This is a genomic window from Octadecabacter arcticus 238, assembly GCF_000155735.2.
GTDB lineage: Bacteria > Pseudomonadota > Alphaproteobacteria > Rhodobacterales > Rhodobacteraceae > Octadecabacter > Octadecabacter arcticus.
The window spans coordinates 4,144,410-4,170,153 of record NC_020908.1 but is presented as its reverse complement, the minus strand read 5'-3'; the positions used below and the strand labels follow the sequence as shown (position 1 = coordinate 4,170,153).

The window sequence follows — 25,744 nt, the reverse complement described above, 5'->3', positions numbered from 1 at the left end:
TATAAGTTGTATAGTTGTATAGCATACGTGAAAGATGTCTAGATGAATATGATGAGCGACCCAAACGCGTCCCGTAAAGGCAGGCTTGGTCTGTTGGCGAAGGCCTCCCCGAAGGATGTTGCACGCCATTGGGCGGCATTGAATATGAGCCCTGACTACATTGTTCTACGCAGCCCAGAGATTGGCGGCGTCATGGTGCGCGGCCGCGCTGGCGCGGTTGGTGCGGCCTTCAATCTGGGCGAAATGACGGTCACGCGGGCCTCGATCAAACTGTCAGATGGGGCGGTGGGCCACGGTTATGTGCAAGGGCGCAGCAAGGACCACGCCCTGCAGGCCGCATTGGTTGATGCGCTTATGCAGACAGAGGTGGCGGATAGCGTCGAAGCCGGCCTTTTGGCCCCGTTGCGCAAAGCCATGGTCGCAAGCAAGACCATGCGCGCTACCAAAGCCGCGGCCACCAAGGTTGATTTCTTTACAATTGTGCGGGGGGAAGACTGATGCAGGCTCAAGTCTTAGAAGGTGGTTTTGCTGATCTGCCCGTTGATGCGTCCCACGCATTTCGCGCGGTGATGACAGCCATGGCCCGCCCCGGAGAGATCGCTGCTGTGAGCGGTGCATTGCCGCCAGCGCCCATGAGCGTCGCGGCGGGTGTTGTTGTCCTCACGTTATGTGATCATGAAACGTCGATCTATCTTGGATCCAGCCACGACACGCCGCAAGTGCGCGGCTGGATCACGTTTCACACTGGCGCCCCTTTTACCAACGCGCAGAATGCGATGTTTGCGCTTGGTCTTTGGGACGCATTGTCCTTGCCAAATTTCCCCCTTGGAACTTCCGAATATCCCGACCGCTCTGCCACTGTGATTGTCGAGCGCGAGAGACTTTCCAAAGAGGGCGCTGTTTTGCGCGGGCCGGGGATCAAAGAACAGGCGCAATTGTCGCTGCCCGAAACTCAGGCCTTCCAGACGAACGCGGCCCTGTTCCCGCTTGGACTTGATTTTATCTTTACATGCGGTGACCGCCTCGCGGCACTGCCACGCACAACGAAAGTTGGCTGATGTATGTGGCTGTAAAGGGCGGTGAACGCGCCATTGATAATGCTCATGCTTGGCTGGCAGAGGAACGTCGCGGCGACACCTCTGTTCCAGAGCTTAGCGTTGCGCAAATCCGCGAGCAGATGACGCTGGCCGTCAACCGCGTCATGGCGGAAGGTTCGCTTTATGATCCTGATCTTGCCGCGCTCGCGATCAAACAGGCGCGCGGTGATCTGATCGAGGCGATCTTTCTGATCCGCGCCTACCGAACGACCCTGCCGCGTTTTGGTGGATCAAACCCGATTGAGACCGAGGACATGGCCTGTGACAGGCGCGTCTCAGCCACGTTCAAAGATGCGCCCGGCGGACAGGTTCTTGGGCCAACGTTTGATTATACGCATCGTTTGATCGACTTCAAACTGGCCGCCGATGGTGAGGCGGGCGACGTGGCGGTGGCAGAACCGAACACGGCCGCAACGCCCCACATTATGTCCTTTCTGGACCGTGAGGATCTGATTCAGACTGAACCCTTTGGCGAAGAAATCCCCGATGATCTGACCCGCACCCCTTTGGAATTGCCCGCCACTCGCGCCTTGCGTTTGCAATCTCTGACGCGCGGTGATGAGGGATTCATCCTCGGAATGGCCTATTCCACGCAGCGCGGATATGCACGCAACCACGCCTTTGTGGCGGAGTTACGGATCGGGGCCGTAGCCGTTGAGATGGACATTCCCGAGCTTGGGTTCGCTATAGAGATAGGCGAAATCACGGTGACGGAATGCGAAACGGTCAACCAGTTTCAAGGCTCCAAGACCCAGCCACCACAGTTTACGCGCGGCTATGGATTGGTGTTCGGGATGACCGAACGCAAAGCAATTTCCATGGCCTTGGTCGACCGCGCCTTGCGCTGGAAAGAGCTTGGTGAAGACAACCTTGGCGCCCCAGCGCAGGACGAAGAATTTGTTCTTTATCATAGTGATAACATCCAAGCAACGGGCTTCTTGGAGCATATCAAACTGCCCCATTACGTCGATTTCCAGTCTGAGCTGGAACTGATCCGCAAGCTGCGCCGCGAGGCGCAGGACAATATCAGCCAGGAGGCGGCACAATGAGCGATTACAACTTCGCCTATCTTGACGAGCAAACCAAACGCATGATCCGTCGTGCGATCCTGAAGGGCCTGGCGATCCCCGGCTATCAGGTGCCATTCGCGAGCCGTGAGATGCCGATGCCCTACGGCTGGGGCACGGGTGGCGTGCAGGTTTCGGCTGCTGTGCTGACGCCAGATGATACGTTTAAGGTGATCGACCAAGGGGCCGATGACACGACCAACGCGGTGTCGATCAGGCGGTTCTTTCAAAAGACCGCAGGGGTCGCTGTGACCGAGGCCACTTCAGAGGCTAGCGTGATCCAGACCCGCCACCGCATCCCCGAAGCGGACCTGCGCGATGACCAGATCTTGGTCTATCAGGTGCCGATCCCTGAACCCCTGAGGTTTCTGGAGCCGTCAGAGGTGGAGACCCGCAAGATGCATGCGCTTGAAGAATACGGGCTGATGCATGTGAAGCTGTACGAGGACATCAGCCAGCACGGCGATATCGCCACCGCGTATGCCTATCCAGTCAAGGTTGAAGGGCGCTATGTGATGGACCCTTCACCCATTCCGAAGTTTGACAATCCGAAACTGGAAATGGCGGGCATTCAATTGTTTGGCGCGGGGCGCGAACAGCGCATCTATGCAATCCCACCCTACACGCAGGTCGTCAGCCTCGATTTTGATGACTATCCGTTCCAGCCGACCAAAGCTGATCACGCCTGTGATCTGTGCGGGGCTGAGGACAGCTATCTGGACGAGCTGATCGTGGATGATGCAGGTGGACGCATGTTCATGTGTTCCGACACGGATTACTGCGCGACCCGCCGCAAGCAGGGCCATGTCGGAGCCCAAGGCGTTCCATACAAGGAGGACGCGGCATGAGCCCGTTGTTGCAAGTTGAAAACATCGCCAAATTTTATGGGGCAAGGATTGGCTGCACGGATGTGTCGTTTGATCTTTATCCCGGTGAGGTGATTGGGATCGTTGGAGAGTCGGGCTCAGGCAAATCGACTTTGCTGAACTGTCTTGCGGGGCATCTGACGCCGGACCATGGTGCGGTGCGCTTTGACACCCGCACCGAGGGTTTGCGAGATACGCGCGCGATGTCAGAGCCGGAACGCCGGATGCTGGGCCGGACTGATTGGGCCTTTGTGCATCAACATGCCCGCGACGGGCTGCGCATGAATGTCAGCGCTGGTGGCAACGTGGGCGAACGGCTGATGGCAGTGAATGCCCGTCATTATGGCGACATTCGTGCCGAGGCCATCGACTGGTTGGGGCGCGTGGAGATCACCGAGGACCGGATTGATGATCGCCCCACAGCTTTCTCCGGCGGAATGCAGCAACGCCTCCAAATCGCCCGCAATCTGGTGACGGGGCCGCGTTTGGTGTTCATGGATGAACCCACCGGCGGGCTTGATGTGTCAGTTCAGGCGCGACTGCTTGATCTGCTGCGCGGTCTTGTGCGTGAGATGAACCTCAGCGCGATTATCGTCACCCATGACTTGGCTGTTGTGCGCCTTTTGGCGGACCGATTGATGGTCATGAAAGACGGTCACGTGATTGAAACGGGGCTGACGGATCAGGTGCTGGACGATCCACAGCATGCCTATACGCAGCTTCTTGTGTCCTCTGTTTTGCAGGTATGAACCGATGATCTCTATTGAAAATGTTTCAAAGTCCTTTGTACTCCACAATCAGGGGTCAGCTGAAATTCCGGTGATGCAAGGCGCCTCGTTGCAAGTTGCTCTGGGTGAGTGCGTGTCGCTGGTCGGGGTTTCTGGTGCGGGAAAATCCACGCTGATGCGGATGATCTATGGCAATTACTTGACCGCGTCTGGCCGGATCATGGTCGGTGATGTCGATGTGGCCAGTGCCGCACCGCGCGAGATTATCCAGCTGCGAAGGCGCACCTTAGGATATGTCAGCCAGTTCCTGCGCGTCGTGCCGCGTGTGTCAACACTGGATGTGGTGGCAGAGCCGCTGCTGGCCACTGGCACAGAGCGGGGCGTGGCAATTACACAGGCTAAAACTCTGCTGACCCGTCTGAACATTCCCGAGCGGCTTTGGGCGTTGAGCCCGACAACTTTTTCGGGTGGTGAACAGCAGCGCGTCAACATCGCGCGAGGCTTTGCCTTTCCCTATCCGGCGCTATTGCTGGATGAACCCACCGCCAGCCTTGACCCCACAAATAGGGCAACGGTACTGGCCATGATTGCGGAGGCTAAGGCGCGCGGTGCCGCGATCATCGGCATATTCCACGATCACGCCGCCCGCGATGAAATCTGTGACCGTCAATTTGATGTGACGCGGTTCACGCCGGGTCTGCCCGCATGAGGGGGCGCTTTATTGCTGTGATTGGCCCGTCGGGTGTGGGTAAAGACAGCGTGATGGAGGCTCTGGCAGCAAGCGATCCGCGTTTTACTCTGGCGCGCCGCGTCATCACGCGCCCCAGCGATGCGGGTGGAGAGGCGTTTGAGGGCGTGAATGAGGCGGAATTTCATCGCCGCGCGGATGCTGAAGACTTTGCCCTGCACTGGCCCGCGCACGGTCTCCACTACGGTATTCCCCGATCAGTGGATGAGGTCTTGGCGCAAGGCAACGATGTTCTGGCGAACCTATCACGTGCCGTGTTGGCGGACGCAATGACCCGTTTCGAACGGTTCGAGGTGATCAATCTGACCGCGAGTCGTGGTGTTCTTGCTGCGCGCCTTGCAGCCCGAGGTCGTGAAACGCCAGACCAGATTTCGGCCCGCCTTGACCGCGTAGCGCTGCCGTTGCCGGCGGGTCTTTGTGTCCACGCCATCGACAATAGCTGCACACTGGAACAGACGGTGCAAGATATCCGCGCGCGACTTTATCCAGTCAGGGCGTAGCGGTGGATATGATGAAACATACCCTGAGCATCTTGCCCCATCAGCGTGATTCCATCGATCACAACGGGGTTCGGGACGATGTTTGCCAAATGTGGGCTGAGCACTTCGATCAATCGCAGTGCAGCGTCTTGTGCCAATGGACTGCTCAGCGTCAGGTGAAAATGGAAGTCGTCAAAGATAAACGGATAGCCCCAATCCAGCATTTGCTGTTCTTGACGGCCAGTCAGCGACGCTTTGCGACGGCGAGCAATGTCTTTGTCCGTCAGCGGTGCGCGGAACGTATCAAACGCCTTGACCGTCGCGGCGGCGCAATTCAGCAGTGCGGCGGGCTGGGTGTTCGGGCGCAGGGCCACAAAGCCACTGTCATAACGCAGCGCGAGCGCGCCAATGTTAAAGGCCGCTTGGCTTGCAGCAAAGTCCGTGGCGGAATCCTGCAATCGCGCCAGATCACCTCCTTCGGCGAGGTGGAACGGCGCTTTCAAAGTGCCATGAAGCCCGTATTTGCGCGGCGTTTGCGTGATCTCAGCCACGTCAATGCCGCCTATCACGGGATGGGCTACAGCACAGCCTCTGGCGCTGTCCCAGCCAAGCCAATGCGCTCCAAAGTCGGCCAGTGGGCCGGTGGGCGTATAAAATATTGCGTATCGTTCAAACATTTCGTTCCTCCGCAGATGCATGGCCTCTGCCAAATCAGCGTGACAACCACATGACAGAACAGACAATTTTCGCCAATGCCCGCCTGATCTTGAATGACGATGTGGTCAAAGGCTCCCTGACCATCGAGGATGGCTTCATCACAGATATCGCCCAAGGCGCGAGCGTTCCAAAAGGGGCAATTGATCTTCAGGGTGACTATCTCTCACCCGGTCTGGTGGAATTACACACCGACAACGTCGAGCGCCATCTAGAACCACGCCCCAAAGTCAGCTGGCCGTTCCGCGCGGCCATTCTGGCCCATGACCGCGAATTAGCAGGCGTAGGGATCACCACAGTATTCGATGCGATCCGCGTTGGCTCTATCGTTTCGGATGCTGGAGCCGGATGCCCTAAATACGCACGCCAGATGACCGACGAAATTATGAGCACCCGCGCAGCGGGTCTTTTGCGAATAAGCCACCATATCCATTTGCGTGCAGAAGTCTGTTCCGAAACTCTGATCGATGAACTGAATGAATTCTCAAGCGGGGATCGTATCGGGATTGTGTCGATGATGGATCACACGCCGGGACAGCGTCAATTTGTCGATATCTCCAAGTTTGAGACCTATATCCACGGCAAGCGGACCTACACCGATGAACAATGGCGCAGGTATCTTGAGTTCCTTTATGAGCTTCAGGCGCGTCTTGGTACCAAACACGAGGCCGCGACGGTGGCCGCAGCACAGCGCCTTGGCGCGACCTTGGCCAGTCATGACGACACCACGGCGGATCAAGTGGCGACGAGCCATTCTTACGGCGTGAGCATGGCCGAATTCCCGACGACCTTCGCGGCGGCTGATGCCTGTCATGCCAAGGGCATTGCCACGATCATGGGCGCGCCCAACCTGATCCGTGGCGGGTCACATTCAGGCAACGTCGCGGCCGCCGGACTCGCGCAGATGGATCGATTGGACATTCTGTCGTCCGATTATGTGCCAGCGGGTTTGCTTATGGCAGCCGTTCAACTGGGCGATATCTGGGGGGACCTTGCACGCGGCATGCGGACGGTCACAGACGCTCCGGCGCTGGCTGTTGGCCTTCTTGATCGCGGGACATTGGCGATTGGTCAGCGCGCGGACATCATCCGCTTTGCCATCAAAGACCAGACCCCTATTCTACAAGAAACCTGGAGTGCTGGAAAGCGCGTGTCTTAAAATTTCACCCGATTGGAACATCATGACAAAGTTCAAAGCCGCTATCTTCGACTGGGCGGGAACCACCGTTGACTTCGGATCCTTCGCCCCGATGGGTGTGTTCATCAAGGCCATGGCGGCGTTCGGGATCGACATCACAGTAGAAGAGGCCCGTGCCCCAATGGGGGCTGCAAAATGGGACCATATTCACGCGTTTTTGCAGATGCCCCAAATCGCCAGCCAATGGGTGTCTAAATACGGCAAAGACCCGACAGATGCAGATGTGAACGCTATTTTCAAAGTATTCGTGCCCATGAATGAAACCGTTGCAGCTGACTACGCAGACCTGATCCCCGGGACACTCGATACCATAGCTGATCTACGTGGCCGCGGTATGAAGATCGGCTCGACCACAGGATACACAAGGTCCATCATGCAGCACGTCCTCGCAACCGCAGCGGCGCAAGGCTATTGCCCCGATAATCTGGTCTGTTCAGATGATCTGGTTGAGGGTCGCCCAGGACCTTTGGGTATCTACAAATGCATGGTCGATTTGGCAGTCTACCCGCCTGCTGCAATTCTCAAAGTCGACGATACGGCGCCCGGGATTGCGGAGGGCGTATCAGCAGGTTGCGTCACGGTTGGGTTGGCACTCTCGGGCAATGCTATGGGCAAAACCTTGGAGGAATTGGCTGTGCTGTCTGAATCCGAGATTGCTACGTTGCGAGACCATGCAAAGATACTTCTCAAGGATGCGGGCGCTGATCATGTGATCGACACGATCCGTGATTTGCCTGAACTGGTGACGCAGCTTGAGGCACATTTAGGCTAAATCCGAACGTGAGTTTGGTCGCCAGCCGAAGACAACAGTAGTAATGTGTTACGCACATCAAAAGTCTCGCTGCGTTGCATGTTAGGTCTTCTGCATTTTGCTGGAACGCCATCATTCGCAGAGCGCCAGCAAACGCCAATTTTATTCGCGTTGTAGTCATCTAATGATACAATATGGACGTCGGCTATAGCTCTGAAAATGGTCAAAACCCGACGTTTGTGTCACCGGTGGACTCGACCGCTTTTGCCGCGCTAAATCACTTCATACCTCCACGACAGATGACGCTCTTGTTTTAAGCTGTGCAGTTCCCAGCCAGCTTATGCCGATCATCACTGCGGCAGTGCCAATGCACAAGGGAAGCCCGCCAATCTGGTATGTGAAGCCAGACAAGACTGTGCCAACCAATCGGCCCGTAGCGTTTGCCATGTAGTAAAAACCTACATCCATTGTGACCCGTTTCACATCCGTAAAGCTGAGGATGAGAAACGAATGCAGTGCTGAGTTCACGGCAAAGATGCCGCCAAAGACCAGAAGACCCAGCACAATAGTTGCTGTAAGCACATTCGATGGTTCAGGGACCAGCCAGACCAAACCTGCAAGAAACGCAGGCACAATAATCAGCAGACCAACCCATCGTTTTGCCAGTGCCAGTATCTCCGCCTCTGTCCGCGATGTCGCCTTTAGGATGCGCGGTGCCGAGCCTTGGATAATGCCATAAAGGATCGTCCAGACGGCCATGAACGTCCCAATCATGAAGAAGGCCGTGCGGTTGCCCTCCGTACTGCCGTCTGACAACACCGCATAGAAATATATCGGAATGCCAACCACGAACCAGACGTCCCTTGCCCCGAAGAGGAATAGCCGTGCAGCACTAAGCCAGTTGATGTTGCGGTTCTTCGAAAACACTTCGGAAAACTTCGCATCCTTGCGCCCGACCGGTAGGCCCTTTGGCATGCCAATCATGACACCGATCAGGATGACAAACAGGACCGCCGCCATCATCAGCACCGAAGGCACGAACCCGAAGACGGCCAGCGAGACGGCCCCCAACAGAAAGCCGCTGCCTTTCACAGCATTCTTTGATCCTGTCAGGATCGCAACCCAGCGGAACAGCCCCCCGCCTGCCGCCGGGGCAAGGATTTTGACGGCACTTTTTGAGCTCATCTTGGCCAAATCCTTGGCCACGCCCGACAGCCCCTGCACCAACATCACAAACACCACAGAGGCCGTGATGCTCCAAGCGGGATCAAGCTGCGTGAGCGCCAGAAGCGCCACAACCTGCAACGACAAACCCATATAGAGCGTCGCCGTCAGTCCAAACCGTGCCGCGATCCAACCTGCGGACAGGTTGGTCACCACACCTGCGATCTCATACAGCAGAAACAGATAGGCCAGTTGCACCGGCGAGAAACCCAGCGTGTGGAAGTGCAGCAGAACAAGCATCCGAAGCGCACCATCGGTCAACATGAACGCCCAATAGGCCGCCGTCACAGTCATGTAGGCGGCAAATCCTGCGGCCCTTTCTGGTGGCTGTGTCACAGCTTGCCGCCAACCATAAGCGCAACATCGACCAGGCGATGCGCATAGCCCATCTCGTTGTCATACCAGGCATAGATCTTAAGCTGGGTGCCATTCACCACCATCGTTGAGGGCGCATCAATGATGCCGCTGCGCTGATCGTTTGTGTAGTCCGAGGAGACAAGGGGTCGCGTCTCATACCCAAGGATACCCTTCAGCGGGCCTTCGGCTGCAGCTTTGAACAGGTTATTCACCTCATCCACAGCCGTTTCGCGCGCCATTTCAAACACGCAGTCCGTGATGGATGCGTTCAAAAGCGGTACACGCACCGCATGGCCGTTCAACTTGTCCTTCAACTCGGGATAGATAAGCGTGATCGCCGTAGCAGAGCCAGTTGTGGTTGGGATAAGGTTGGTAAGCGCCGACCGCGCACGGCGCAAATCCTTGGCGGGGCGATCCACAATCGTTTGCGTGTTGGTCACATCGTGGATCGTCGTGATTGAACCATGCTTGATGCCGATCCCTTCGAGCAAGACCTTCACCACAGGTGCAAGACAGTTCGTCGTGCAGCTTGCCGCCGTCACAATCTGGTGGATGTCCGCATCGTATATGTCATCATTGACGCCATAGACGATGTTGGCCGTCGGCCCGTCTTTGACCGGCGCTGAGACGATAACCTTTTTTACGCCCGCAGCAAAGTAGGGGACCAGCTTGGCCTCTGTCTTGAATGCTCCTGTGCAATCAATCATCACATCCACGCCGTCCAGCGGTAGCTCTTCCAGATTGCGGGTGCAGGTGACAGGAATGCGAATCCCGTCGATGCTGACCGAACTATCATCAGCCTCAAACACGGCAGGCCAACGCCCGTGGACGGAATCAAATTCGAGCAGATGTGCATGCATCGCGGGATCACCTACGGCGTCGTTGATAAAGGCAATTTTTGCGCCGCGCTCCAAAAGCGGGCGAAGGGCGAGTTTACCGATGCGGCCAAGGCCGTTGAGAGCATAAGTGGTCATATCCGGTTATTCCTGTTTGACTGTTTCTTTGCCGATTTCATCAACACGTTTTTGCAGCGATCCATGGTCCAAATTCTCAAACGACAATGCGGAGAATGCCATGATCCGGTTGTGCAGCGACCCGTAGATCTGATGGAACGCGAGACGCTTTTCTGCGTCGGTTCCCTCGGCCTTCACCGGGTCCGGCATACCCCAATGACCCGAGACGGGCTGACCCGGCCAAGTGGGGCATTCTTCATTGGCGGCGCGGTCACAGACGGTAAAGACAAAATCCATATGCGGAGCGTCGGCACCTTGGAATTCCCCAATGTTCTTGGACCGCAAAAGCGACACGTCGTGTCCCTTTGATTTCAGCATTTCAACCGCAAATAGGTTCAGCTCTGAACAATGCGCTGTACCAGCAGAATAGGCTGTGAACTTATCGCCCACCATATCCCGCAAAATGGTCTCTGCAAAAATTGAGCGGGCAGAGTTGCCGGTGCAAACGAAGAGGACGTTGAACTTCTTCTCAGTCATGGGAGAGATACTCCTGCGAAGATCAGGAAATTGCGGCGGGCAAAGGTCCGCCCGTCCGCGACAACAATCGACAAACAGACCCGCGACAACCTCGCGGGCCGCATCCAGATTGACGGCATAAAGCAGGCGTGTTCCGTCTCGACGTTGTGAGATCAGACCCGCTTGAGTCAGGGCTGAAAGGTAGACAGATGCTGTGCTGGCCTTAAGTTGCAACGCTTCAGCAATCTCGCCTGCGGGTAATTCATCTGGACAGCGCCGCATGAGCAGGCGGAACACAGCCATTCTTTGAGGATGGCTGAGGATAGCGAGTCGGTCCGTGAGGATTGATTCCATATTTCATAAATATTGGAAATATTTGATGGTAGTCAAGTTCAATTTGCGTTCAGCGAAGGGTGTCTACATTTGCTACGCGCAGCGCAGTTAAACTATCGGTACGGTGGCTCATAACCCAAAGCAGCCATAAGCGCAGATGCAGCGAAAGCTTACATTGTCCGCACAGCGGACCTCCATGCAAGTTGCAGCGAATGAACGGTTTCCGCCCTTCACGACGTCACGGCCAAATATCCACATCACCACGCCTAACCCGTTCCAGCATTTCCCTAAGCTCTGGCGGATCAAGCACCTCGACCGCTTTACCCCATTTGACCAGATGCCAGGCCATTTCCAACCAGCCGCTGGCCGTAAATTCGACCAGGAGACTGCCATCCTCCAGATCGGTCAGCTCCTGGCCCGGATGAAATATGAAATCGCGGGCAGCTGCTGCTGCGCTGGGCGCGAAGCGCCAGCGGACAGGTCCATACTCCGTGTCAGAAAAGAACGACCCAAAAGCTTGCGCACTGTAGCGTTCAACATCAAAACCTGGGTCACGCTCAAAGGGCTGAACGGTGGCGTGCATCTCGAAGATAAGGTCAAAGCGAAACTGCCGGTATTCCCGATCGCCATCAACTTTGCGGGCAATGAGATAATGCCGGGTGCCAACAATCACAGCGTGAGGCTCGACCAGACGCTTGCGGGGCTCCGGATCACGCGCGCCTTGATAAAAAATCTCGACCATCGTGGGCCTACGAAGCGAGATGAACAGAAGATTAAGGTATTCCTCAGACACCTTCCGGGTCGGCCCTGGCCTAGAGGCAAAGCCGTTCGCCAGAAGCAACAGTTCTGAGTATTTCTTTGCCCCGTGCATCAAGGGGCGTGAGTATGATGCAACAAGACGATCCCGGGCGGTCTCCAGTGCTTTTGCTTCGTCCTGTGCGCCATCACGTCCAGCGCGTCGGATCGCCAGATCAAGGGCCGCCAGTTCCTTCTCTCTCAGAACGCGGTGCTGGATGTATGGCACATCGTGCAACGACCACCATCGCCGACGGTCATTATCGTCCCAAGTTTCGACACCGCGGAAAAGATCTTCGAACTTACGTAGCATCCGGCGTGCTGTACGCTCCTCAACCTGAAATTCTTCCATGATGAGCCGCAAGGATATACCTCGTCGACGCGCATTGGCCATTTCAGCCATCCGGTAGAGCTGTTCTGCTTTGACGAAAGACATGGGGAAAGGTCTCAGATCGCTGGCGTAGCAAGAAGGAGTAAGAGACTGACCCCATAGGCAGTTTACGATCAATAGTCGAGGCCGAATCGATACCGCGGGATAGCCGTGGATATAGACCAAGCCTCGCATCGCAATGTGAATTCACCGTGCTGGAGCCTGCTCGGATCGTCACGGTACAAATGCAAAAGGAAGCTATTGATGAGTTTACCGCAACGTGTATTCTATACGATCCACGAAGCTGCCGCACGCTGGGGCTGCACAATATCTGACATCGCCTGCTGGGCTGACATGGGATCGTTGAGGATCGTCACAGGGATCCCACCCGTGGAGTGCGACGACAAGCGCGCTGGCGGGATGGTGCAGATCCGACCAATGGATATCATTCCCATATTCCGCCGTTGCGGGACGGGACCGCAATCTGCGCATCTGCAGCGCATCCGCCCGATCGAGGAGAAAGAATGGCTGTATATCAGCGCACCCGAGTTAGGCGTAAAAGTCTCAATCGGAGACGTCATGATCCTGGGCGAAGATCTTCAGCTCTTCGAGGACGCGCACAATCTTTTTGGTCGAATTACTGAAGGCCCCGGGCTGAGCGAGGAAGGCGATTATGACTGGTCAGCAATGCATGTCGAAATCACTTGTCGCGTGTTCGAAGAAGGGTTGCCCGCCTCGCAAGGCGCATGGGTCCGCGAGCTTCAAGACTGGTTCGCCGCGCAATCGGAAGATGGCGCCTTCCCTGATGAACGCTCGATCCGTCGGCGGCTCAAACCAATTCTTGTTGCTTTGAAGTTCAAGAGGCCGAAGCGGTGAGACCGTTTGGATCGCTGCGCGGGGCCGTTGTTGCAGAAGACGTGTCTGCGTCGTGGACGAGGCGGGGCTTGGGCTTGAAGGCGCTGGCCACCGCATCGACGCCTGCGCGCAGTGGCGAGTCCATCAAGTGCGCATAGCGCTGGGTCGTCTGCATCTGGCTATGGCCCAGCAGCTTGCCGATCATCTCGAGAGACGCACCGCCACTGACCAACAATGATGCAAACGTATGTCGCAGATCATGGATGCGGACATCCTCTATGCCAGCCTCTCTCTGGATGCGTTTCCAGAACCGCCGGACCTCCTGCACAGGGTGGCCCGGCGTGTCGCTGGGGAATAGCCATGGGCAGCCGGGATAGACGGCCTGACGGCGCTGGCGCACAATCACCGCAGCATCGTCTGAGATCGGCACGCGGTGCACCCGCCGCTGCTTTGTCGTCGTGGCAGGTTTGGTCCACGATAGATGTTCGAGGTTAAAATCCTCAAACCGGGCCTGACGGACCTCCCCCACGCGCGCCCCGGTCAGCATGCAAATCCTGATGATATTCGCTGCCCGTGTGTCTTCGGCCCTATCCAGCGCTGTGGCAAGGCGTGCGATTTCCTCTTGTGACAGATACCGCTCGCGCGGTGTCTCCATGCGGGGGCGAAACCCCATGGCGGGGTTATCCTCGCGCCACCCCCATTTGACGGCATAGGCAAACATCTTTCTCACCACCTCACCCACGCGGTTGGCGCGCACCGGCGTAGGCTTTGACCCTTGCAGCTTACGCGCGCGATTATTGGGTTTGGCTTTGGCGGGCCGCGCGCGTCCCTCGGCGACCCTATTCAGCAGCAGTTCCACATCATACGAGCTGACCTCGGTCACCAGCATCCGGCCCCAAGCCGGTGCGATGAACTTCGCCATCATTGATCGCTGATCGGCCGCGTTGAGCTTGGCCAGATGCGTCAGGTGCACTTCCATGTAGCGCGTAATCAGATCCGTGATCCGTGGCGCCTCGCGCAGGGCGTCGCGGTTCGCCAGGGGATCGCCCCCGGCATCAATATCCCGGCGCAGCTCCTTGGCCCGTGTGCGCGCCGCCGACACGCTCCATTCCGGCCAGCGGCCAAAGGTCATGCGGCGTTGCCTGCCCGCATAGCGGTAATCGAGCGTGAAGGCGCGGCCGCCACCGCGATAGATGCAAACGGCAAAACCACGCACCTCTGTGTCAAATATCTGGTAATCTCGGCCCTCGGTGGGCGCGGCGTCGCGCACAATTACTTCTGTCAGCTTCTGTCTGTTCACCATCCGTAAACCTCTCTCTTGCTTCTGTCATGACGCGTAGATCGCGCCCCTTATCAAGCAGAGCATGGCGTGGGGGGGGGCAGGGAGGCACGGGGTGGCACGCTGGAGACACTACGCGTGCCACCCCCGGTTTTATTGGGGAATTGTGCGCTGGGCCGGTCTCCGGTCGCGGCGGCACCCGTCATGATTTCGGCGCGCAGGCACCTCTGATCTCCAGAATCACGATCAAATCCGGACAATAGTGGCACAATCGTCAATAAAATATGGGGGTGGCACGCGTTCATGCGCGTTGCCACCCCCTGTTTGCACGCCAATGCGCACGAAAGCCCGCGAATACACCGATTTGCGCAGAAATATGCGCGAGCGTGGAGCGCGGCCAAATTGCTGCGGCGCAGCAGTGACTGTGACTGCCGGAGTTAAAGTGACGAAAAGCCAGTAAAACATGGGGTGGCACGGGGGTGGCGGTTTACGTGCCACCCCGTGCCTCCCTGCCACCCCCAGCGATGTGCGTGAATGGTTCTCAGCATTTGCCCACCTTCGGGCGATCACACTGGAGACATCACATGCACGAAATCATGAACGCCAAAGGAGGCCAGGATACGTCGCGGGCTCTGCTAAGCGGTTGGATCAGCCGCGCCGATCTTGCCCAGGAACTCGAGGTCACTGAAGGGACCTTAAGGCGCTGGACATTGGAGCGCTGGGGGCCTCCCTGCATTCGCGCAGGCCGCAAGATCTATTACCGCCGCAGCGCCGTCATTGAATGGCTGGAGGACCAAGAAGCGGCAGACCTTCGCCGCGCGCGTCGGGGGGCACGCCGATGAGCATCCCCTTACCCTTCCGCCAACGGAGCCGGCGCGCTGAACGCAATGAGGCACGCACGGATTGGATCGACGAGCGGCGGCGTGAGGCACGCATGGTTGTCGCTGACGTGATCCATCATTCCGATCACCTGCTGCGCATCGCCTGCAATGTGCTGGTCCGCCATGGCGAGACGCCCAAGGAACGCGAGGATGCGCGCATCTTGCTGGTGGTGCTGGAGGCCAAGACCCTTGGGCGCGGCCATCATCGTGGCCAGGACCCGGAGGTGGAGCGATGAAGCGGCGCGCAACACCTGAGGCGGATCTGCAGCGCGCTGTTGTTGTGGCCCTGCGCTTTGCCCTGCCCAAGGGGGCGATCGTGCATCACTGCGCCAATGAGGTGACCGAGGCAGGTCCCCGCGGCGCGCGGCGTCAGGCGATCCTGGTTGGCATGGGCGTGCATCCCAGCTTTGCCGATCTCATCGTGCTTTGCGATGGGCGCGTGCTGTTTTTGGAGCTGAAGTCTCTGAAGGGACGGCTCAGCCCCGCGCAGGAGGGGTTTCGCCATGCCGTGCTGGCGCTGGGCTTTGGCTGGGCGCTGGTGCGCAGCCTCGACGATGCGCTGGGCGCATTGGCAGATCATGGGTTGACCTCGCGTGTCGTGCAGGTCGGTGAACGGGATACCCAGCGGAATGCAAGCGCCCAGCGCGTTGGTACCGGCACCCCGGAGCGGAGGGTCACCTCATGAGCCATGCCGCCACCAACTGGGCCATCCAGCGTCGCGGGCTCAAGCCCACCACCAAGATCGTGCTCTGGCATCTGTGTGACCGCTTCAATCCCGATTACGGCTGCTTCCCCTCCCAAGCGCGGCTGGCACATGACTGTGAAATCAGTCGGTCGACCTTGAATGACCATCTTGGACAGCTGGAAGCGGCCGGATTGGTGCGCCGTGTGCCGCGCATTCACTCCGTGACCAAAAGGCAGATGCCCACTCGCTATATCTTGGGGTTCGAGCCAGGCTTTACACCGCATGATCCGATCCCGTGTCCGGAAATAGGACACGGAGAATTGCAGCATGATGGGACGGTATTGGGGGACCAGAATTCTTGCGCGGAACAGACCGATCAGCACGACCCGTGTCCTAAAACGGGACACGGGATTGAAGCGCGACCCGTGTCCGATTTTGACCCCGACCCGTGTCCGGAAAATGGCCAAAGCCGTGTCCGAAATCCGGACACTAACCTTGTAAGAGAACCTTTAAGTAAACCAGTAAAGGAGGAGGAGGACGCGCCAGCGCGCGAAACTGGCTTTGATGATTTTTTTGGCACGCTGCTGCAAGCGCTGGGCTTGGATGCAGATCAGGCATTGCCCGCCTGGTGGCAGGGTTAGCCAGCACGACAGCACGTGCAGCGATGGATAGATCATCTGGGAATGTCGCAGGATCGGATCCTTGCCGTCGCACGAGAGACTCGAGAAGCACAACCTGCGCCGCCAGACGGGCCCAAGGCACTTGATCGGGCAATGGAGCGCGCGGTACGCCGCGATGCCGATGCGGCAAACCAAGCCACAGCCAGCGGCCGAAACCCCAAGCGACAGCGCAAGCGCGATGCCACTCCCCGTCCCAGCGATGATCAACTTGCGGCGTTCTACGCCGGGATGGTGAACTCCGACGCCTACCTGCCTGTCAACGCCATCAGCAGCGCCATGTGCGGATTGATGCTGGCACGCAAACTGGTCACGCCAGACCAGCTGCGACTGCGGGGGGTGCTATGAGCAGGTACGATCGCAGATTCGCCCGCATGCGGGGCCAGCCCAGCGCAGGCGGCAAGTCCAAACGCGCGCTGGGCGTACAGGCGGCCCTCGAATGGGCCTTCCGGATCGAGAAGGCCCAGCTGGAGCTGCCGCCACGACAGGACGCGGATGAGGAAAGTTGTGGCTTTGGGCTGGAATACGTCCTGATGCAGCGCGCCGTACTGGGCTGTCAGATCGATGGCGGGCAGCACAAGGTGGGCGGGTATGTCCATCAGGATGCCGAGGTCATTGCGGCCAGCGTGGCCGGGCTGCCCGACAGCCTTGGCGGGATCCGTATGGCCCTGCGTGTGGCAGAGCTGGCGCGGGCGGGGATGACACCCGACTGGATGCCCGGCGTTGTCCCCCGTTGTGTGCCGCGGGAGACGCGCGAGAACCAGCACGGCGTCCGGGCCGTCACCGAGGTGATTGGGACGGAACGCGTCCTCTCGCGGGGCAAGTGGCGCTGCGTTGATGTGCTGCACTGCCCCGTCATCTGGCGGCCGCATCCCGAACAGATCGCATCCGCACGGCGAGGCTATGACGATTGGTGGGCGGCCTTGGATTGGGTGCGCGATGGGTTGGTAGCTGGCGGAATATTGAGGGAGGTGGAGGTCACGGGAGTAATGCCGAAGGTGAAACCTTGGAAAAACAAGTGATAACGTCGATCTCGGCCCATTGCTGCCATTCAACAGTAGGCCGAGATGCTGCGGCGCTGCCCGTCGAAGGAGACATTCGCCGCGCGTGCTAGATTCAAGCCACGTCGAATTCACACCGTCCAGGAGAGAACCCGACTTTCGCACTCCGCTTGCCGCTGTTAACCTGTGCTGAGATGGCCATCGCGTTACTGCATTTGACGCGGTGGGCAGCAGCAAAAAGTTGGGAGGGCATAGATGTCTGAAATCATTGATAATTGTATTTTGGATCGGCCAACCACAGGTGATCCAGGCAGAACGCTGTTGTGGGTGGAACGATGGGCGGCGGCTCTTTCTCATAATCCCGAAGCAGTTCTGGAAATCGTTGACACGCTGTCAGATGTTGACACGGAATGCACCGATGATTGTCTTTCTCTTATCGAGCGCATCTTGGACGTGGCGCGTATGAACAATGAAAATGAGGAGCCGGGGGCGAGTCATTTTTTCCAGACCTTGGCGGCGGGCCTCGCAGGGCGGGCTGAGGCAGGTCAGCTTGGTGCCGAGTCCTGCTTCAGTCTCTGCCAGACCTACCTCCGTGCCGGTCTCACCCCTCCCGACCAGCTGCGCACAGCACCAGACACCCTCGAAGTTCTTGAACGAGACGAGATGCCCGAGCTTCCAGACGTCGCGGAGCTCGTGGAAGGGCTTGTACCTAAAGGGGCTACGCCTTTTGAAACCTATAATGCGCTACGTGAAATTGCTGGCGCTATGCCGGTACAAATGACAACGGCATTTCTGACGCAGATGATCGGGCAAGGCGATCCACGCATGATTGCCGCGGGGCGGTACTTTCTGCTCGATCCTGTCGCGGAGATGCGCGATGCGGGCATATCCGATGAGCGTAGTTTTCATGGGATGAGTGTACGTATAAGGCCCCTCTTTTGCAATTCTTTCCGTACCATCTATATGAGACACCGTTTGTGCTTATTTCCGAGTGATCCCTGTCGCCCGCAAAACTGTACGGTGAAAGATCCCCTATCGGACGCCCGATCTCAAAAACGTTCACCAACCACTTGGATTTTGAACGGGGTTTGTGGCAGCGGAAAATGGGGCCGGGCGGGAGTGCTCAACAAACGAAAGCGGTGCTTAAGGTTTTATGAAGATACAGGGGAAGCAAGCGGAAACGAAACTGCGCCACGTCTGCTTAGCGATTGTCGCGTTCAACTTGCCGGAACATCTGTTGGGTCTGTGCTTCGCTCAGGCCAAACTCTAGCCGCATTTTTTCTAAAACTCGGCGCTCATTTCCATCCAGTATTCCATCCTTCATCGCCTCACGGATTTGGTCCTCTAAGATGACCTTTTTACGCGCTACCTGATTGGTAAATGCGCTCGCAACGATACCGGTAAGCATGGCCACAATACTGACACCTAGAAAGGCTGTGAAGATTGAAATGAATTTCCCCATTGAGGTTACCGGCGATACGTCACCGTAACCAACCGTGGTGAGCGTGATCAATGACCAATACATTGCGTTCGGTATGGAAGAAAACTTATCTGGCTGATGAGAGTTTTCAGCGTAATACATGAACGAAGAGGTCAGTATAATTGCCAAAAGCAATAGGTAAGATGCTGCGACAAAAGATCTGCGCTCTTGGTAGATGGCACTGAACAGATCTTCCAACGCTGTTGAATAATGCGATAATTTGAAAACCCGCAGAAGCCGCAAACTTCGGAGAACCCTGAGATCTAAACCTGGAAAGAGAAGTTGCAGATAAAATGGTAGGATAGCAATAATATCAACAATGCCGTGAAAACTACAGATGTATCTTAGACGACCTTTGAGAAACTGGGGCTCAGTGCTTTTACACCGCGCTCCACTGGCCCAGATTCGCAGCCCGTACTCACATGTAAACAGAAGGACGCTGATCGCTTCAAATATCTTAAAATAGATGCCATAAACGACGTATAAACTACTAACTGATTCAAGTAGTATCGCGACAATATTTAAAAAAACTAATCCCAGTATGAAGTAGTCACATAGTTTACTAAGAATGTCGTCGCCTTCGGCCTGATCAAAAATCTCGAGGGTCCGAAGTTGTAATTTTTCATATTTCATAGCGTGCCTTTTATATGCGCCCATTTATTTCTTATAATTCCATGGCAGCAGCACATCAATCCTGTTGATTTTATGATCTTTGATGTGGCTGCAGGGTCTCGCCAAAGTCCACCTGTGCGTGGCCCGGACGATGTCAGGGCAATCGCGTTTGGCTCATGTTGTTGCCAAGTCACTGAGAATGCTGCGTAAGAAGGTGGTGTCCCAGCCTGCACGTTTGATTTTTATGGAGAGAGAGCCCTTGGATGTGTCACGCCGGAGGACGTCGAGTGCGCGGCGACGTAGAACGGCGATGTTGCCGGGACCGTTGTCTTTCCGATTGCGTGCGGCGTCCTCGCGGAAAGACACATCCAACTGCCAATGAAGGGCATTTTCGATGGCCCAATGGTCGCGGACAGCGGCCAACAGCACCTCAGGTGTGGGAACCCAAGACAGCGCGAAGTAGCGGGTCTCTGAGGTCACCTTTCCGCCCGTCTCTCTGGTCGCCTCGATGCGACCGAACCCCTTGAGGCCAGGGAATTCGTGGTATTCTGCCAATGCCTTAGCCGATACCACAACCGCCTTACGGGTTTCTTTTCTTCCATGGCCGGTATTTTCCGTAACGGCTGTTGGATCGCTTTTGTGCCCCTTGCTGAAACATCCACGGGCGTCAGACAACAGGGATTCCTGGTTACCCTTGAGGGCGAGGCACCAATCACCGCCGCCTGCGTTGATTGCGGCAACCGTGCGGCGGTTGCAATGTAATGCATCACCGGTGACCACCTTGCCCCGCAGATCGATCAACCCAAGCGCCTCTATGGCCGCGCTGAGTTCTGTGCCTCGGTCGGCAGGTACTGTCGCCAACGTCAGGCGCAGCCGCGAGGCATAGGCTGAGACCATCATGCGGGTCCGTGCGCTTTCGCCCGGGTCGCGCGCACCCCGTAACGCTTTGCCGTCAATCGCGATGATATCACCGTCTTTGAGGAGCTTGGTCACATCGGCAAGTACCTTACTGAAGGCCGCATCGAGTGCCTTCGGGTCGATGATCCGGAAGACCTCCGAGAAGGTATCATGCGATGGAATGGCATGCTTGAGTTTCAGGAAGTTCCTGAAAAGGCTCTCTTTTGCACGGCCAAATGCGGCCATCTCGGCGCAGGAGGTCGATCCACATAAGACCGACACGAAGGCGATAACGAGCAGTTCACCAAGGTCGTGGCGCACGTTACTGGCGCGCGGATCAGGAACTTCGTCGAAGGCGGATAGAAAAATATGCATGGCGATGAGCACCCGATGAGAACAACCACCCATCCAGAATCCATCCCGCCATCACCTGCAAGAGCAATCCTTTACTCACTCAGTTCCAAACGCGATTCCCCTGCGGACGATGTGACAATGGCACAAACGAGCGTTTTTGGAACACTTTTGCGGACCCACTAACGCCACTTATGTTGAGCGACACGAACGGCCCAAGCACTAAATCGCTCCGCGATAGGGGCGCTTGCTGCGGGTGTAGGGCTTAACAGGGATTTGTTGCGCGATTCTAGATTTTGGGTGTGTGCTGTTGGTCGAGGTGATTTTGCCTCGATTGACAGAGGATATTCCGATGAACATTCAACAATCGACACCAACGACGCCCCTTCGTGCGCGCATGATTTCCGATATGTCAGGGCGCAATCTCGGCCCTGCATCACAGAGTAGTCACCTGCGCGCCTGTAAGCGTTTTGCGGCTTGGTTAGGGCGCTCGCCAGAGACGGCCACGCCAGACGATGTGAAGTATTTCCAACAACACCTGATCGAGAGCGGCGTCAGCATCTGCACCCGAAACCAAACGATGACAGGGGTCAAGTTTCTGCTCCGCGTGACCCTTCGACGGCATGATCTTGTGGCCGAGATCTTCCATTTGAAGGAACCGGTGAAAGTGCCACTGGTGCTGAGCAAAAAGGAGATTAAACGCATTCTGGCTATGGCTCCGAGCCTGAAGGCGCGCGTGATGTTGTCGCTGGCTTATGGCTGCGGGATGCGTGCGGGCGAGGTCGTGCGGCTCAAAGTTGGTGATATTGATAGCGATCAGGAAATCATCCGCATCGTGCAATCGAAGGGGCGCAAGGATCGCATCGTCATGCTGCCTGTCGATATTTTGAGCCTGCTGCGCGACTGGTGGCAAGAACGGCCGACCGGTCAGGACAAGGATGTTCCTGCACCCGAGCGGGTCCTCTTTCCCGGCTATCGCGGCAAACACCTCTCAGCGCGACAGATATCGCGGCTATTTAAAGAGACCGCGCGGGAAGCCGGGATCACCAAACCGGTCACGCTGCACACGTTGAGGCACAGTTTTGCAACCCATCTGTTGGAGCGCGGCGTCGATATCCGGGTGATCCAAGCCTTGCTCGGGCATTCCAAACTGACAACTACTGCGCGCTATGCCAGCGTTGCCACGGGCATGATTGCGGCAGTGGACAGTCCGCTGGATGATCTGAATGGAGCCAAGCGGAAGAAGGGCAAGCCTTAGCCTTCATAGGCCACCATGCCCAGTCGATCACTGGAGGTCGCGGATATCTTCCGTGACCATGGTGCTGCTTGGCGTGCCGCAAACGCAGGACACATCAGCCTGAACCAGTTCAAAGTCATGAGTGCGATTGAGCGCTGTCGAACCGCGGCGCTTGGCGGTCATGTCGCGCGCTGCGCCGACTGCGCGCATGAGCATATCGCCTACAACTCATGCCGCAACCGTCACTGCCCAAAATGCCAGGCGGGTGCAGCGAAGATATGGCTTGCGGCACGTGAGGCTGAACTGCTGCCTGTGCGGTATTTCCATCTGGTCTTCACCTTGCCAAAGCAGATTGCTGACATCGCATATCAGAACAAACGCGAGATCTATAATCTTCTGATGCGGGCAAGCGCGGACACTGTGGTCAGAATCGCCGCTGATCCTAAACATCTGGGGGCAAAGGTTGGCATAACGTCGGTCCTTCACACTTGGGGCTCGGCGATGACCCACCACCCCCATGTCCATATGATCGTGCCGGGGGGAGGGCTTTCGACAGATGGTTCAAAATGGATCGCCTGCCGCAAGAACTTCTTCCTGTCTGTCCACGTTCTATCCCGCTTGTATCGGTGGCTCATTCTGGAAGGGCTGGCCAAGCTGCATAAGGCCGGGAAACTGCAATTCTTCGGCGATCTCACAAACCTTGCAGATCGAAATGTCTTTGACACTTTCCTGCAACCGCTGCGTAAAATCGAATGGGTGGTCTACGCCAAAGAACCCTTCACCGGGCCAAAAGCGGTGCTGGCATACCTATCGCGCTACACACATCGGATTGCCATTTCAAACAGCCGGTTGATCCGTTTCGATGCGCAAAACGTCACCTTCCGCGCCAAGGACTATCGCCTCAAAGGTGCGGGCCGCCACACGACCATGTCCTTATCCACAAATGAGTTCATTCGCCGGTTCCTGATCCACAAATGAGTTCATTCGCCGGTTCCTGATCCACGTGCTGCCCAGAGGCCAGCACCGCATCCGACATTATGGGTTCTATGGGAATAGCAACCGCACGGCCAATATCGCGCGGATCCGGCAACTGCTGGGGGCCAAAACCCCTCACAAGGAGCACGATAAAGGCAACACCATCAACGATGCAGATGAACCTCCTCGTGTTCTTGCTCTGCCTTGCCCATGTTGTGGCGGGCAGTTGATAATCGTCGACACAATCGCACCAGCCCAACATCCCAGAGCGCCGCCAAAAACACAAAGGGCTGCTGCATGACGCGCGCACCGCACATCACGAACGACACCCTCGGCCGCTCGCTATATCTCCTGCGAACCAATCGGCATGCTTTGATCAAGCGATCAGCGTGGCAAAACATGGTGACGCCGACAAAATACCGTGAGTTTCAACCAACAGCAGGCAAAACTGGCGCTGCGCTTAACTCAATGCGCCCCGCCAAACTGGCCTGTCAGCTCCGGGCGAAAACACACGCATTGCGCAAATCCCCATAGCAACAATCGATCCACCCAGACCAACCCCGCGATTTCCCGCTTGAGCGCTTCTCCGACGCCAGGCAATGTTCCGCGTCACCCAAACCTCGCGCGTGGCGTCCGAGAAACCTACACCAGACCTGCCGTTAGCTGCGGGACGCACGAACGGCTGGTCTGGGATGAGCCGACTTTCGCTGCACGGCGCATGAACGCACACACCGTGGACAAAGCTGCCGTTTGATCCAAAATTTTGATTGTCTGCTTTTGTATTTCCTAAAATTAAAGAAGATATGCGCAAAAACGACACGACGTCGCAACTGGAAAAGAGGCGTGCTGTAAAAACTGCGAAAGCTGGGTCTTAGCTAGTGAAGCAAAACTCATGCATGAACGCCGAATACCCGAATGGCTCCGCCATGCCCCCGCGCCAAATGTACGTGGTTTTGCTGTCTTGGCTGGTGCCGAAGCTATCGCCAGAGGCATTCTGATCTCGGTTTTCCCATTGGCTATGTATCGTGCTCTTCAAGATGCGAGCGTTGTGTCAGAGGTCTATTTCTTTGTCGGCGTTGCATCTCTTTTGATCGGCTTGTCGATCCCCTATCTGATCCGGTTTGTGCCAAGGCTTTGGATCTATTTAGTGGGTACGATGATGTTTGTTGCCGGTGCGCTTACCACCATTCTGGAGGGCGCGGGTGCGACCATTGTGGGGCTGTCGCTGACGACATTTGCAACGGTCACGACATTCGTATGTTTGAACGCTTATGTGCTTGATTATGTTTCAAAAACAAACCTTGGAAAGTATGAAACATCGCGCCTCTTTTACAGCGCGTTGGGGTGGACAGTAGGGCCCGCATTGGGTGTGTTCCTTTACGATTGGTGGCAACCGGCACCTTTCCTGATCGCGGCCGTTGCGGCATTTGCGATGTTGGTAATATTCTTGGTAAGGCTTATCCCTTTTAGTCCGGTTGCCCCACATGTTGACGCGGCGCAGAATCTTGCCCTTGTGGCTTTAGAGGCGGATCGGATCAGTTTGTAACGTCTGGTGGGTTTATAGGGCGTGGCTTTTGCCGTGAACGAGGCCCTTCAGGCGCGCTGTTCAACAAAATCACGATATGTCGCTGGCCCGAGACCAACACCGATCCCCAGCAGCGTGTCGAAGGCGCTTCGCATGTGTCGCCGTCGGTTCCAGCGGAACACGAATTCGTCGAGATAGCGTTGTAGATGGCACTTTCTGAGGCCGTGGAAGACGCCTTTTGCCCACGTTTTTAGGTTGGAGAACACGCGGTGGACCCAGTGGAGTATGTCGTGTGCCTTCTTGCCGCTGACGACCTTTGCCTCATGCGTGTTTGCAGGAGGATTTTCGTAACCGAGCCAGCCATCCGTGATGATGTGAGCGCCAGGCTCTACAGCCTGACCAATGAACCCGTGCAGCGTCTTTGACGCGCCGTCGGGAATGTGTTTCATCCTGATACGGCGCGGATGTCCGTCACTTGATAACTCGACGGCACAGACGACAAACATCTTTCCAACCGGGCTCCGCCCACCCTTTGGCCGGTCCTCGGGATCATGCCGGGACCGGAACGGCATCTCTGTTTCATCGATTTCGACAAGGTCTTTCAGGGGGTTGCGGTCAGGGTTGACCATCGACCGCCGCAGCTTTTGCAAGAGGAGGTCGCCGAGAAGCGCCATCGGTCCGAGCGACGATGGCGACCCGTCTTGTAGCTGCCAAGGCCAAGTTGCGCCTGAAGTTGCAGCGCTGACATGCCGTTGGAATGGCTGGTGATGATGTGCGCGGCAAGAAACCAAATTCGCAACGGCAAATGGCTGCTGTGCATTACCGTGCCAGCCGTCACGGATGTCTGCCGTGCGCAACCGGCACATTCCCAAGTCGCGCGATTTCGCTTTAACGGCCAGCCCTTGCAGGTGCCACAGGAAGGACAGACGAAGCCCTCAGGCCAACGATGTTCCACCAGATAATGCGAACACGCTTCCTCATCAGAAAACCTGGCGTCGAACGCGGGGCGGGACATGGGTTTGTCGTTTTTCCATCTGGCTGGCATGGGAAGAACAATACCAGAACATTCTAGATTGGCAAGCCGCTTCGCACT

General features: G+C 56.9%; 24 protein-coding genes and 3 pseudogenes. 18 read left to right on the top strand and 9 right to left on the bottom strand.

Annotated features, from left to right (window positions below; translation table 11 throughout):
• The first annotated feature begins 42 nt into the window (after positions 1 to 42).
• The 7 genes from phnG to phnN are packed head-to-tail and all read left to right on the top strand — an operon-like array spanning position 43 to position 5,006.
• Complete coding sequence (gene phnG, locus OA238_RS21605) at positions 43 to 498, top strand: phosphonate C-P lyase system protein PhnG (RefSeq protein WP_015496855.1); 456 nt, start codon at positions 43 to 45, stop codon at positions 496 to 498.
• A complete protein-coding gene (phnH, locus tag OA238_RS21600; RefSeq protein ID WP_015496854.1) occupies positions 498 to 1,058 on the top strand; it encodes a phosphonate C-P lyase system protein PhnH in 561 nt (186 codons plus the stop codon). Before phnG ends, phnH begins: the two co-directional genes overlap by 1 nt.
• On the top strand, positions 1,058 to 2,146 hold the full coding sequence (locus tag OA238_RS21595; protein ID WP_015496853.1) for a carbon-phosphorus lyase complex subunit: 1,089 nt from the start codon (positions 1,058 to 1,060) through the stop codon (positions 2,144 to 2,146). Before phnH ends, OA238_RS21595 begins: the two co-directional genes overlap by 1 nt.
• Positions 2,143 to 3,012: an alpha-D-ribose 1-methylphosphonate 5-phosphate C-P-lyase PhnJ gene (locus OA238_RS21590; protein WP_015496852.1), complete on the top strand. Its 870-nt coding sequence runs from the start codon at positions 2,143 to 2,145 to the stop codon at positions 3,010 to 3,012. The genes OA238_RS21595 and OA238_RS21590 overlap by 4 nt, the downstream gene beginning before the upstream one ends.
• Positions 3,009 to 3,779 (top strand): phosphonate C-P lyase system protein PhnK, encoded by a 771-nt coding sequence (gene phnK, locus OA238_RS21585; protein ID WP_015496851.1) that lies wholly within the window; start codon positions 3,009 to 3,011, stop codon positions 3,777 to 3,779. Before OA238_RS21590 ends, phnK begins: the two co-directional genes overlap by 4 nt.
• A 4-nt stretch (positions 3,780 to 3,783) precedes the next feature.
• Positions 3,784 to 4,467 (top strand): phosphonate C-P lyase system protein PhnL, encoded by a 684-nt coding sequence (phnL, locus tag OA238_RS21580; RefSeq protein WP_015496850.1) that lies wholly within the window; start codon positions 3,784 to 3,786, stop codon positions 4,465 to 4,467.
• Positions 4,464 to 5,006, top strand: coding sequence for a phosphonate metabolism protein/1,5-bisphosphokinase (PRPP-forming) PhnN (gene phnN / locus OA238_RS21575; RefSeq protein WP_015496849.1), 543 nt, complete (start codon positions 4,464 to 4,466; stop codon positions 5,004 to 5,006). The genes phnL and phnN overlap by 4 nt, the downstream gene beginning before the upstream one ends.
• On the opposite strand, the gene OA238_RS21570 is transcribed toward phnN, so the two are convergent.
• A complete protein-coding gene (locus OA238_RS21570) occupies positions 4,988 to 5,662 on the bottom strand; it encodes a DUF1045 domain-containing protein (RefSeq protein ID WP_015496848.1) in 675 nt (224 codons plus the stop codon). The genes phnN and OA238_RS21570 overlap by 19 nt on opposite strands.
• A 50-nt stretch (positions 5,663 to 5,712) precedes the next feature.
• On the opposite strand from OA238_RS21570, the gene OA238_RS21565 reads away from it, so the two are divergent.
• Positions 5,713 to 6,858, top strand: coding sequence for an alpha-D-ribose 1-methylphosphonate 5-triphosphate diphosphatase (locus OA238_RS21565; RefSeq protein ID WP_015496847.1), 1,146 nt, complete (start codon positions 5,713 to 5,715; stop codon positions 6,856 to 6,858).
• Positions 6,859 to 6,880: 22 nt separating this feature from the next.
• Positions 6,881 to 7,669, top strand: a complete 789-nt coding sequence (gene phnX, locus OA238_RS21560) for a phosphonoacetaldehyde hydrolase (protein WP_015496846.1) — start codon at positions 6,881 to 6,883, stop codon at positions 7,667 to 7,669.
• 261 nt (positions 7,670 to 7,930) lie between these two features.
• Here the strand turns inward: phnX and arsJ are convergent, their stop codons facing one another.
• From arsJ to OA238_RS21540, 4 genes are all read right to left on the bottom strand, one after another.
• Entirely contained in the window at positions 7,931 to 9,166 is a 1,236-nt protein-coding gene (gene arsJ / locus OA238_RS21555) for an organoarsenical effux MFS transporter ArsJ (protein ID WP_015496845.1), read from the bottom strand.
• A 38-nt stretch (positions 9,167 to 9,204) separates the two neighbouring features.
• Positions 9,205 to 10,203, bottom strand: coding sequence for an ArsJ-associated glyceraldehyde-3-phosphate dehydrogenase (locus tag OA238_RS21550; RefSeq protein WP_015496844.1), 999 nt, complete (start codon positions 10,201 to 10,203; stop codon positions 9,205 to 9,207).
• 6 nt (positions 10,204 to 10,209) lie between these two features.
• Positions 10,210 to 11,052: a metalloregulator ArsR/SmtB family transcription factor gene (locus OA238_RS21545; RefSeq protein WP_015496843.1), complete on the bottom strand. Its 843-nt coding sequence runs from the start codon at positions 11,050 to 11,052 to the stop codon at positions 10,210 to 10,212.
• Positions 11,053 to 11,269: 217 nt separating this feature from the next.
• Positions 11,270 to 12,262, bottom strand: a complete 993-nt coding sequence (locus OA238_RS21540; RefSeq protein WP_044037337.1) for a helix-turn-helix transcriptional regulator — start codon at positions 12,260 to 12,262, stop codon at positions 11,270 to 11,272.
• Between the two features lie 198 nt (positions 12,263 to 12,460).
• On the opposite strand from OA238_RS21540, the gene OA238_RS21535 reads away from it, so the two are divergent.
• Positions 12,461 to 13,072 (top strand): hypothetical protein, encoded by a 612-nt coding sequence (locus OA238_RS21535; RefSeq protein ID WP_044037335.1) that lies wholly within the window; start codon positions 12,461 to 12,463, stop codon positions 13,070 to 13,072.
• Here the strand turns inward: OA238_RS21535 and OA238_RS21530 are convergent.
• Complete coding sequence (locus tag OA238_RS21530) at positions 13,053 to 14,354, bottom strand: tyrosine-type recombinase/integrase (protein ID WP_015496841.1); 1,302 nt, start codon at positions 14,352 to 14,354, stop codon at positions 13,053 to 13,055. The genes OA238_RS21535 and OA238_RS21530 overlap by 20 nt on opposite strands.
• A 572-nt stretch (positions 14,355 to 14,926) precedes the next feature.
• Here OA238_RS21530 and OA238_RS21520 point away from each other — a divergent pair.
• From OA238_RS21520 to OA238_RS21500, 5 genes and pseudogenes are all read left to right on the top strand, one after another.
• Positions 14,927 to 15,172 (top strand): helix-turn-helix transcriptional regulator, encoded by a 246-nt coding sequence (locus OA238_RS21520; protein WP_044038624.1) that lies wholly within the window; start codon positions 14,927 to 14,929, stop codon positions 15,170 to 15,172.
• Positions 15,169 to 15,447: a hypothetical protein gene (locus OA238_RS21515; RefSeq protein WP_015496839.1), complete on the top strand. Its 279-nt coding sequence runs from the start codon at positions 15,169 to 15,171 to the stop codon at positions 15,445 to 15,447. The genes OA238_RS21520 and OA238_RS21515 overlap by 4 nt, the downstream gene beginning before the upstream one ends.
• On the top strand, positions 15,444 to 15,896 hold the full coding sequence (locus OA238_RS21510; RefSeq protein ID WP_015496838.1) for a VRR-NUC domain-containing protein: 453 nt from the start codon (positions 15,444 to 15,446) through the stop codon (positions 15,894 to 15,896). Before OA238_RS21515 ends, OA238_RS21510 begins: the two co-directional genes overlap by 4 nt.
• Positions 15,893 to 16,921: pseudogene (locus OA238_RS35240) on the top strand (helix-turn-helix domain-containing protein). The gene OA238_RS21510 and the pseudogene OA238_RS35240 overlap by 4 nt, the downstream one beginning before the upstream one ends.
• Positions 16,918 to 17,595 (top strand): hypothetical protein, encoded by a 678-nt coding sequence (locus OA238_RS21500; protein WP_015496837.1) that lies wholly within the window; start codon positions 16,918 to 16,920, stop codon positions 17,593 to 17,595. The pseudogene OA238_RS35240 and the gene OA238_RS21500 overlap by 4 nt, the downstream one beginning before the upstream one ends.
• A 1,180-nt stretch (positions 17,596 to 18,775) precedes the next feature.
• On the opposite strand, the gene OA238_RS21495 is transcribed toward OA238_RS21500, so the two are convergent.
• Positions 18,776 to 19,687, bottom strand: a complete 912-nt coding sequence (locus OA238_RS21495) for an ion transporter (protein ID WP_245581365.1) — start codon at positions 19,685 to 19,687, stop codon at positions 18,776 to 18,778.
• A gap of 153 nt (positions 19,688 to 19,840) precedes the next feature.
• Complete coding sequence (locus OA238_RS21490) at positions 19,841 to 20,971, bottom strand: ISAs1 family transposase (protein WP_015493784.1); 1,131 nt, start codon at positions 20,969 to 20,971, stop codon at positions 19,841 to 19,843.
• A gap of 295 nt (positions 20,972 to 21,266) precedes the next feature.
• Here OA238_RS21490 and OA238_RS21485 point away from each other — a divergent pair, with 295 nt between their 5' ends.
• The 3 genes and pseudogenes from OA238_RS21485 to OA238_RS21470 all read left to right on the top strand — a co-directional run bounded on the left by OA238_RS21485 (position 21,267) and on the right by OA238_RS21470 (position 24,672).
• The gene (locus OA238_RS21485; protein WP_015496835.1) at positions 21,267 to 22,172 is read left to right on the top strand and encodes a tyrosine-type recombinase/integrase; all 906 of its coding nucleotides are present in this window, start codon (positions 21,267 to 21,269) and stop codon (positions 22,170 to 22,172) included.
• 15 nt (positions 22,173 to 22,187) lie between these two features.
• Positions 22,188 to 23,427, top strand: a pseudogene (locus tag OA238_RS21480) (IS91 family transposase).
• A gap of 591 nt (positions 23,428 to 24,018) precedes the next feature.
• Positions 24,019 to 24,672 carry an MFS transporter gene (locus OA238_RS21470; protein WP_015496833.1) on the top strand — a complete coding sequence of 218 codons (654 nt, stop codon included), beginning with the start codon at positions 24,019 to 24,021 and terminating at the stop codon, positions 24,670 to 24,672.
• A gap of 47 nt (positions 24,673 to 24,719) precedes the next feature.
• Here the strand turns inward: OA238_RS21470 and OA238_RS21465 are convergent.
• Positions 24,720 to 25,696, bottom strand: a pseudogene (locus OA238_RS21465) (IS1595 family transposase).
• Positions 25,697 to 25,744 lie beyond the last annotated feature (48 nt).